We start from the raw sequence: 8964 nt of genomic DNA, 5'->3' as shown, positions 1-8964 counted from the left end.
CAAAGCCGCAAGCAGAAAGTTGAGAAAAGATGAGATTTCGGGGAACTTTTCGGCAAGGCGCTGAAATGGCGTGCTAATTCCATAGGAACCGGCCCTGCGCTTCGCCGCGATGGCAGCATGACACTGCTAGAACCCTCCATGACCGCGTGAATCATCTCCGAGTGGAGCGCCATAGAGGGGATGCTGAGTGAATCGCCGCGAGGCAGCGCGACTCTCTGAACACTTGCGCGGTGACGGGCCTAGGGTGGGTAAACTTATAAAGAATAGATTGCCGCCGACCGCCATTGCCTCAAAGGCACGGCCCTACTCCTCACGGATGCAGGACTCCGCTAAGAACGATACGCCGCGCGGCCTCTCGCTAATCTAAGGAAATGTGGCAGGGGCTGAGGGACTCGAACCCACGACCCTCGGTTTTGGAGACCGATGCTCTACCAACTGAGCTAAACCCCTATGCCGGTGGCTTGGGTAGTCGCAAACGGGCGGCGGATCAAGAGCAGATCTGACCTTTCCGCCGATATTCTCTTCTTTGGGGAACATTGAGCGCTCAGCTTACGTTTTCCCGTCGAACTAAGCCCGAAATTGGAGGACGACCGATGACTATGAACAATCTCAAAGACGTCTACACCGACCAACTGCAAGACCTCTATTCTGCCTGCAAGCAATCGCTCGAAGCGACCAACGCTCTGGGCCGTGCGGCAGAAGACAAGGAACTTAGCGAAGCGCTGATCGACGGCAGCAACGGAATCGCCAAGGGCATGGATGTGCTGAAGTCCATCTGCGCCAAACATGACCTCGACCCGGAAGGCGAGCACTGCCACGGGATGGAGGGCCTTGTGAAAGAGGCGCATAAACATGTGCTGGAGGAAGATTTTGGCGACAGCGATGCCCGGGATGCGATGATCATCACGCAGTATCAGCGTATGGTGCACTATGCTCTGGCGGGCTACGGCTGCGTTGTCGCCTTCGCCAATCGTCTGGGCGAGAATGAAGATGGTGCACAACTGCAGGAGCAGCTTGATCACACCTATGATGGTGACCGCCTCATGACAGAGATCGCGACCAAAGGTGGGGTGAACGCTGACGCCGCTTGATTGCGGCTGAATTAGAACGAGTGGAGCCGGCTCTTACGAGGGCCGGTTTTTTTGTTTCAACGGGGTCGCATACCCTGCCAAAGCAAAAGGCCGCAGCAAACGCTGCGGCCTTTCGAATATCTGAACCGTGGTCCCCGGTCAGGCCAGGGGGTGGGCTGTCATCGCTCCTGCGGAGCGACTGCCGCCCACCGGGTCCGTTCCGAAATCACTCGGTGATTTTGGAAACGACGCCCGCGCCAACAGTCCGGCCACCTTCGCGGATCGCGAAGCGCAGGCCGTTTTCCATGGCGATCGGTGCGATCAGCTCAACGCCGAAGGACACGTTGTCGCCGGGCATGACCATCTCGGTGCCTTCTGCCAGCTGAACGGTGCCGGTCACGTCAGTTGTACGGAAGTAGAACTGCGGACGGTAGTTCGCGAAAAACGGCGTGTGACGGCCACCTTCCTCTTTGGTGAGGATATAGGCTTCGGCTTCGAACTTGGTGTGCGGGGTCACGGAGCCGGGCTTGCAGAGAACCTGACCGCGCTCAACGCCGTCACGCTCAACGCCGCGCAGCAGGGCGCCGATGTTGTCGCCAGCTTCACCACGGTCCAGCAGCTTGCGGAACATTTCCACGCCGGTGCAGGTGGTTTTCTTGGTGTCGCGGATGCCGACGATTTCGATTTCGTCGCCAACGTTGATCACGCCACGCTCGACACGACCAGTCACAACGGTACCACGACCGGAGATCGAGAAGACGTCTTCGACAGGCATCAGGAAGGGCTGGTCCACGGCACGCTCAGGTGTCGGGATGTAGGCGTCAACTTCGGCCATCAGCTTCTTGATCGACTCTTCGCCGATCTCGGGCTTGTTGCCTTCCATCGCCGCCAGAGCGGAACCTGCAACGACGGGGATGTCGTCGCCGGGGTAGTCGTAGGAGGACAGCAGTTCGCGGATTTCCATCTCGACGAGCTCGAGCAGCTCTTCGTCGTCGACCTGGTCAACTTTGTTCATGAAGACGACCATGGCGGGGATGCCAACCTGACGGCCAAGCAGGATGTGCTCGCGGGTCTGGGGCATCGGGCCGTCGGCCGCGTTCACAACCAGGATCGCGCCGTCCATCTGCGCCGCACCGGTGATCATGTTTTTCACATAGTCAGCGTGGCCGGGGCAGTCGACGTGTGCGTAGTGACGGTTCTCGGTCTCATACTCGACGTGCGCGGTCGAGATGGTGATGCCGCGGGCCTTCTCTTCGGGCGCGCCGTCGATCTGGTCATACGCCTGGAAGTCACCGAAATACTTGGTGATCGCCGCGGTCAGCGTGGTTTTACCGTGGTCAACGTGGCCGATCGTGCCGATGTTGACGTGCGGTTTGGTGCGTTCAAACTTTGCCTTTGCCATGGTGGCGCCCTTTTAATTGAGGGGCCCCAACGGGGACCCGAACCCTATCTGGCGGGCGATGTATTGGGTTCGAGCGGTAAAATCAAGCGGGAGTTGCGTCTTGGCGCCACTTAAAGCCCACCGTGGGCCTGCGGCATCGGTCGGGCGCGCCCCGGCTATGGCCTATTTATCCTCGGGCTCCCCGGCGGGGGACAGGGCTGTGCCGCCGTTGAACCACCCCTCTTCGCGGTTTTGCTTGACCAGATAGGTCTCAATCGCCTTGGCGGCGTTCTGGCTGAGGTTCTTCAACTGCTCCTCGGCGGATTTGGTATAGCCCGAGCCCACCACCGGCCCCTGATCGAGGGATTCGAAAACAGTGATCTGATGCGGCTCGGGGTTCAGCTTTTTGTTCTTGGCGTCATCCCAGACCGTCAGGTTGAGGATCAGGATCGATTTAGGCGCAAAGACCAGCGGGATGCCCGGCTGGGCCAGCACGTAGCCCTCGACGCTGATGCCGAAGTGATAGAGCCGCTCGCCCTCGTAGCGATCAAAGCGTTCGGCGGTGGCGGCGCGCACGGCCTCGGCCAGTTCTTCCTTGCTCACCTCGCGACTGAGCGGCCCCTTCTGCGCCTTGGGCGCCACCACGATATTGTGGTGCAGATTGAAATCCCCCAGCGGGGTCGGCGCCTTGTCGAGGTCGGATGCCCCGTTGCAGGCGGCCAGCGTCGCGACGAAGGTCAACAGGGCAAGAACTCTCAGCATGGGCGATCCCTCAGGGGTGTTAAGGTTTCGAAAAGGGGTAGCCGATGGGCCCAAGGGGCGCAATCATTTGCCGCAGTTGCGCAGTCCCCGGGCCGGTCTATCTTGGACTGAGAGTGAGGACAGCAAGATGACCCAAGCCCGCCCCCTGCCCGTTCGCGTGCCGCTCGTTACCGAGCCTGTCGGCATGCTCGGCAGCCTGCAGATGGCGCGGCGCAACGTGCTGAGCATCATTCCCAAGATTGCCACGACGCAGCCCATGGTCTCGGGCAAGACCGGCAAGCGCTGGCATATGGTGATGGACCCCGGCGCGATCCGGCAGGTCCTCCTAGACCGGTTGGAGGACTACCCGAAGTCCGACGTCACCAAGAACCTGTTGCGCCCGGCCATCGGTGAGTCGCTCTTCATCGCCGAGGGCGCGCATTGGCGCTGGCAGCGTCGGGCGGCTGCGCCCGTTTTCTCACAACGCAACGTGCGCAACCTCGCCCCGGTCATGAGCGCCGCCGCCGCCCGCTCGGCTGAGCGCATCGCTGCCGCCGGGCCGCGCGCGGTCAACATGCTCGACGAGATGGTAACGACGACCTTCGACGTGATCGGCGACGTGACTTTCTCGGGCGACGGCACCTTCGACCGCGACAAGGTGCATGGCGCCATCGACGACTATATCGCCGAGGCCGGCAAGATCAGCCTTTTCGACATCCTCGGCCTGCCCGACTGGCTGCCGCGCCCGGGGCGGATGATGTCTGGCCAAGCGCTGAAGCAGATGAAGGCCATGGCCGATCAGGCGATCGAGGCGCGGGTGGCGCGCGGCCATGACGGCACGCCCGACCTGTTGGACCTGCTTTTGGAAGGCGAAGACCCCAAGACCAAGCGCCAGATGAACACCGGCGAGTTGCGCGACAACCTGCTGACCTTCATCGTCGCGGGCCATGAAACCACGGCGCTGACGCTGGCGTGGTCGATGTATCTGATGGGCTTTGACCCCGAGATGCAAGAACGTGCCCGCGCCGAAGTGCACGCCGTGCTTCAGGGCCGCGCCTGTACCGGCGAGGACGTGGATAAATTGCCGCTGGTGCGGATGATCATCGACGAGGCGCTGCGCCTCTATCCGGCTGCCGGGATCATCTCGCGCACGGCGCAGAAGCACGACAGGCTCTGCGACCGCGAGATCCGGCCCGGGGACACAGTGATGGTCCCGATCTACGCGCTCGGCCGCAACGAACTGCTCTGGGAGGACCCAGACGCCTTCCGGCCTGAGCGTTTCGCCGATCGCAAGGCCATCGACCGCTACGCCTATCTGCCCTTCGGAGACGGGCCGCGCATCTGCATCGGGGCGAGCTTTGCGCTGCAGGAGGCGGTGATCATCCTCTCTACCCTGCTGGGGCGGTTCAAATTCACGCCGGTGCCGGGTCGCGCCCCGGAGCCGGTGATGATCCTGACCCTGCGCCCCGAGGGCGGCGTCTGGATGACCGCCGAGCCGCTGGACTGACCGCGCCCCGAGGGGCGCGGGTGTTTCACGTGAACTTGTTGTCGCGCGGGAAGCCGCGAGGGGCCATGCGGCCCGAGCTTGCGCGCTTGCCGGTCCATTCCGCCAGATCGGCCTCGGTCCGCGTACGGCCTGCCGGGTCCTGCCAGCTAAGCCCCGCTTCGCGCGTGAAAGTGATGGCGTCCGACAGCCCGCCGTCCTTGAACTTCTGCAGCCGCACGCCCTTGCCCCGGCCCATCTCGGGCAGCTCGTCGAGGCCGAAGACCAGCACCTTGCGGTTCTCGCCCACCGTGGCGACGCTATCGCCCGAGACGGGGTGACAGACCAGCGCCGTGACCCCCTCGCCGCGCACGTTGAGCACCTGCTTGCCGCTGCGGGTCTGGGCCACAACGTCATCCTCGGGCACGACAAAACCGTCGCCCGCGGTGGAGGCCACCAAAAGCTTGCGCCCCGGCTGGTGGATGAAGAGCGAGACGATCTGCACCTCATTGGGCAGATCGACCATCAGGCGCAGGGGCTCGCCCATGCCGCGCCCGCCGGGCAGGTTGGCGGCGGAGACGGTGTAGAACCGCCCGTTTGAGCCAAAGACCAGCAGCCGATCCGTCGTCTCGGCATGGAAGATGAAGCGCGGGCCGTCGCCGTCCTTGAACTTCAACTCGCGGTTCAGGTCGATATGGCCGGTCATGGCGCGGATCCAGCCCATCTGGCTGCAGACCACGGTGATCGGCTCGCGGTCGATCATCGCCTCGATCGGCACGTCTTCGACCTCTCCGGCGGTGTCGAACTCGGTCAGACGCTGGCCGCGCTTCACGCCGTCGATCACCCAATCCTTGCCGAACTGCTTTTTCGTCGCGCGCAGCTGGTCGGCGATGGTGGACCATTGCAGGTCCTCGCTTTCCAGCAGGTCTTCGAGCCCCGCACGTTCGGTCATCAGCGCATCGCGCTCGGCCACCAGCGCGTCTTCCTCCAGACGCCGCAACGACCGCAGGCGCATGTTGAGGATCGCTTCGGCCTGCACGTCCGACAACCCGTTCTCGCGGCCTGCGTAGCTGTGCGGGATGGCGCGGGTGTCACCACTTTCAGCCAGAACGCCTGTCGCCTGCGCCTCGGCATCCGCGATGACTGCCAGTTTCGAGACATCGACCCCCGCCAGCGGCGAGACATAAGCGGCCTCGTCCATGGCGCGGCTGAGCGTATCCTGATGCGCACGGCTCCAGTCCTCGTACATCAACGCGGCCTTGGGGTCTTCGTCGTAGCGGATGATCTCGATCACCCGGTCGAGGTTCAAAAACGCCGTGATCAAGCCCTGCAACACCTCAAGCCGGTGGTCGATCTTGTCCATCCGGTGCCGCGAACGGCGCTGCAGCACCTCGCGCCGGTGGTCGAGGAAGGCGCGCAGCACTTCCTTGAGCGAGCAGACCTTGGGCGTCTGACCGTCGATCAACACGTTCATGTTGAGCGAGAATCGCACCTCCAGATCGGAGTTGCGGAACAGCATGCCCATCAGCACGTTCGGATCGACGTTCTTCGAGCGCGGCTCAATGATCATCCGGATGTCTTCGGCGGATTCGTCGCGGACATCGGCGAGAATCGGAATCTTCTTGGTCTGGATCAGCTCGGCGATCTTCTCGATCAGCTTGGACTTCTGAACCTGATAGGGAATCTCGGTGACGACAATCTGCCACGCGCCGCGACCCAGATCCTCGACCTCCCAGCGGCAGCGCAGACGGAAAGAGCCGCGGCCGGTGCGATAGGCATTGGCGATATTCTCGGGCGGCTCGACGATCACGCCGCCGGTGGGGAAATCCGGGCCGGGGACATAGTTCAGGAGCGTGTCGTCGCGGGCGTCCGGCGTCTTGATCAGATGGATACAGGCGTCGCACAACTCGGCGATGTTATGCGGCGGGATGTTCGTGGCCATGCCCACGGCGATGCCCGAAGAGCCATTGGCCAGAAGGTTCGGAAACTGCGCCGGCAGCACCACCGGCTCGGTCAATGTGCCGTCGTAGTTCTCGCGGAAATCAACGGCGTTTTCGTTCAGCCCTTCTAGCATGGCCTCGGCCACGGCGGTCATCCGCGCCTCGGTATAGCGCGAGGCCGCAGGGTTATCGCCGTCGATGTTGCCAAAGTTGCCCTGCCCGTCGACCAGCGGGTAGCGCACGTTGAAATCCTGCGCCAGGCGCGCCATCGCGTCGTAGATCGCGGCATCGCCATGCGGGTGGTAGTTACCCATCACGTCGCCCGAGATCTTGGCCGATTTGCGGAAGCCCCCGGTGGAGGACAGCCGCAACTCGCGCATGGCGTAGAGGATGCGGCGGTGCACCGGCTTCAACCCGTCGCGCGCATCGGGCAGCGCCCGGTGCATAATCGTGCTCAGCGCATAGGTCAGGTAACGATCCCCCAAGGCGCGGCGCAGCGGCTCGGACAGGTCATTCGGGTCGAGTTCTGGGGGTGTGCTTGTGTCTGACATGACGGGTCTTTTAGCCAAGCACGCCAGAGCGGGCAAGCGACAGATTACCCGCAACCGACTCGGCAAAAGGGCCGCTGGCACGGTTTCAAGTGAGAAAAAAGCAATACTTTTCGGCTATGCGAATTCTTGCCAGTCAGAAATGAACCATTCGCGAAGTTTCGCGTTGGTCTCTCAACAGCAACATGGTTTGACACGGGACGAGGAACAGCAAAAATGAAACGGTTCATCTTTTTGACATTTGGTTTCATGGGCTGGGCATTCTACGAGATGAGCGGCGGTGCCGATTTCGTGCCCGCAGGCCCGCAAATGGCCAGCGCCGAAGCGGCTGAGGCGGCCCTGATCGCCAGCGCCACCCCCTCTTCCAACCTTGTCACTGCCACTGCCGCGAACGCGGCCCGCAAGGCGGAAAGCCCGATCACCCCCTTCGCCGAACGGACCCCTGCGCGTGATGCCACAGCGACCCGCGTGGCGCTGAACCTCACGACGCTGAGCGACCTGCCGCAGGCCAATGACGGGATGGTGCAAAAGGCCGCGGCCACCCCTGCGGACCGTGCCGGGGCGAAAGTGGTGAAGGCCAAGGCCGTCAGCACCCCTGCCCCCAAAGTGGAAAAGGCCGCTTACACGACGACAAGCGCCAATGCGCCCGCTGTCATCCCGAGCTTGATCGAAGGCGCTGACAACGGCGCGACCTTTGTTAGCACGACCCAGGCCGACATTCGCGAAGTCAACGGCACCCGCGTCAATGTCCGCGGCGGTCCGGGCACCAACTTCGGCGTGGTCGGCAAGCTTGGCAAAGGCGACGCCGTCGAAGTGATCGAAGACAATGGCGCAGGCTGGGTGCGTTTCCGCAGCGTCGACGGCAGCGAATCCGGCTGGATGGCCGACTTCCTGCTCAGCAACGGCTAACTTGCCAATCTCATAGCATCGCGCGATGAAGGGCCTTTCAAACGAAGGGCCCTTTGCATGTCTGCGACCCGTTCCATCCTCATCACCGGCTGTTCCAGCGGCATCGGCTATGCCGCCGCACACGGCATGCGCGCCCGTGGCTGGCGCGTTTTCGCTGCCTGCCGCCAACAAGCGGATTGCGACCGGTTGCAAGCCGAAGGATTCGACGCGCCCCGCCTCGATTACTCCGATGAGGCCAGCATCCACGCGGCGCTTGCCCATGTGCTGGACCAAACCGGCGGCACGCTCGACGCTTTGTTCAACAACGGTGCCCACGCCACGCCAGGGTTGGTCGAAGACCTGCCCACCGATGCCCTGCGCGAGATATTTGAGGCGAATTTCTTTGGCTGGCACAGTCTGACCCGCGCGGTGATCCCGGTGATGCGCAAGCAAGGGCATGGGCGGATCGTGCAGTGTTCCTCGGTCCTTGGCATGGTCGCGATGCCGTGGCGCGGCGCGTATAATTCCACGAAATTCGCGCTAGAGGGTCTGACCGACACCCTGCGGCTTGAGATGCGCGGCACCGGGGTCGCGGTGATCCTGATCGAACCCGGCCCCGTCACCTCGAAACTGCGGACCAAGGCCATTCCGCGTTTCGAGCGTTGGATCGATTGGCAAAACAGCCCCCGCGCGGCGGAGTATGAAAGCACCATGCGCCCCCGGCTTTATGACGACAGCGGCAAGAAGGACCGCTTCGAACTCCCGCCCGAGGCGGTGGTCGAGAAGCTGGTCCACGCCGTCGAATCCCCCCGACCCCGCCCGCGCTATTTCGTCACAACCCCAACGCATATCGGCGGTGTTTTACGGCGTATCCTGCCGACGCGGGCGCTGGACTGGGTCACCAGTCGCTGAT

Annotated in this window: 7 protein-coding genes and 1 tRNA gene; 4 read left to right on the top strand and 4 right to left on the bottom strand. The window is 63.0% G+C overall.

What is annotated here, in order from left to right:
• Positions 1–374 precede the first annotated feature (374 nt).
• A tRNA-Trp gene (locus tag ACGYKA_RS10465) sits at positions 375–450 on the bottom strand.
• A 143-nt stretch (positions 451–593) separates the two neighbouring features.
• Here ACGYKA_RS10465 and ACGYKA_RS10460 point away from each other — a divergent pair.
• The gene (locus tag ACGYKA_RS10460) at positions 594–1091 is read left to right on the top strand and encodes a DUF892 family protein (RefSeq protein ID WP_394412362.1); all 498 of its coding nucleotides are present in this window, start codon (positions 594–596) and stop codon (positions 1089–1091) included.
• Between the two features lie 205 nt (positions 1092–1296).
• Here ACGYKA_RS10460 and tuf read toward each other — a convergent pair whose 3' ends face one another.
• Positions 1297–2472: an elongation factor Tu gene (gene tuf, locus ACGYKA_RS10455; RefSeq protein WP_067260569.1), complete on the bottom strand. Its 1176-nt coding sequence runs from the start codon at positions 2470–2472 to the stop codon at positions 1297–1299.
• A gap of 162 nt (positions 2473–2634) precedes the next feature.
• Positions 2635–3213: a hypothetical protein gene (locus ACGYKA_RS10450; RefSeq protein ID WP_067260571.1), complete on the bottom strand. Its 579-nt coding sequence runs from the start codon at positions 3211–3213 to the stop codon at positions 2635–2637.
• A gap of 127 nt (positions 3214–3340) precedes the next feature.
• Here ACGYKA_RS10450 and ACGYKA_RS10445 point away from each other — a divergent pair, with 127 nt between their 5' ends.
• Positions 3341–4699, top strand: coding sequence for a cytochrome P450 (locus ACGYKA_RS10445; RefSeq protein ID WP_394412359.1), 1359 nt, complete (start codon positions 3341–3343; stop codon positions 4697–4699).
• Between the two features lie 25 nt (positions 4700–4724).
• On the opposite strand, the gene ACGYKA_RS10440 is transcribed toward ACGYKA_RS10445, so the two are convergent.
• Complete coding sequence (locus ACGYKA_RS10440) at positions 4725–7166, bottom strand: DNA topoisomerase IV subunit A (RefSeq protein WP_394412357.1); 2442 nt, start codon at positions 7164–7166, stop codon at positions 4725–4727.
• 213 nt (positions 7167–7379) lie between these two features.
• Between ACGYKA_RS10440 and ACGYKA_RS10435 the strand changes: the two genes are divergently transcribed.
• Positions 7380–8072 carry an SH3 domain-containing protein gene (locus ACGYKA_RS10435; RefSeq protein WP_394412354.1) on the top strand — a complete coding sequence of 231 codons (693 nt, stop codon included), beginning with the start codon at positions 7380–7382 and terminating at the stop codon, positions 8070–8072.
• Between the two features lie 57 nt (positions 8073–8129).
• A complete protein-coding gene (locus ACGYKA_RS10430) occupies positions 8130–8963 on the top strand; it encodes an SDR family oxidoreductase (RefSeq protein ID WP_394412352.1) in 834 nt (277 codons plus the stop codon).
• Position 8964: the final 1 nt, after the last annotated feature.

This window comes from Sulfitobacter sp. 1A15106 (genome assembly GCF_043556995.1).
Taxonomy (GTDB): Bacteria; Pseudomonadota; Alphaproteobacteria; order Rhodobacterales; family Rhodobacteraceae; genus Sulfitobacter; species Sulfitobacter faviae.
Note: the sequence above shows the minus strand (reverse complement) of the source record. Positions and strands in the feature narration are given on the sequence as shown.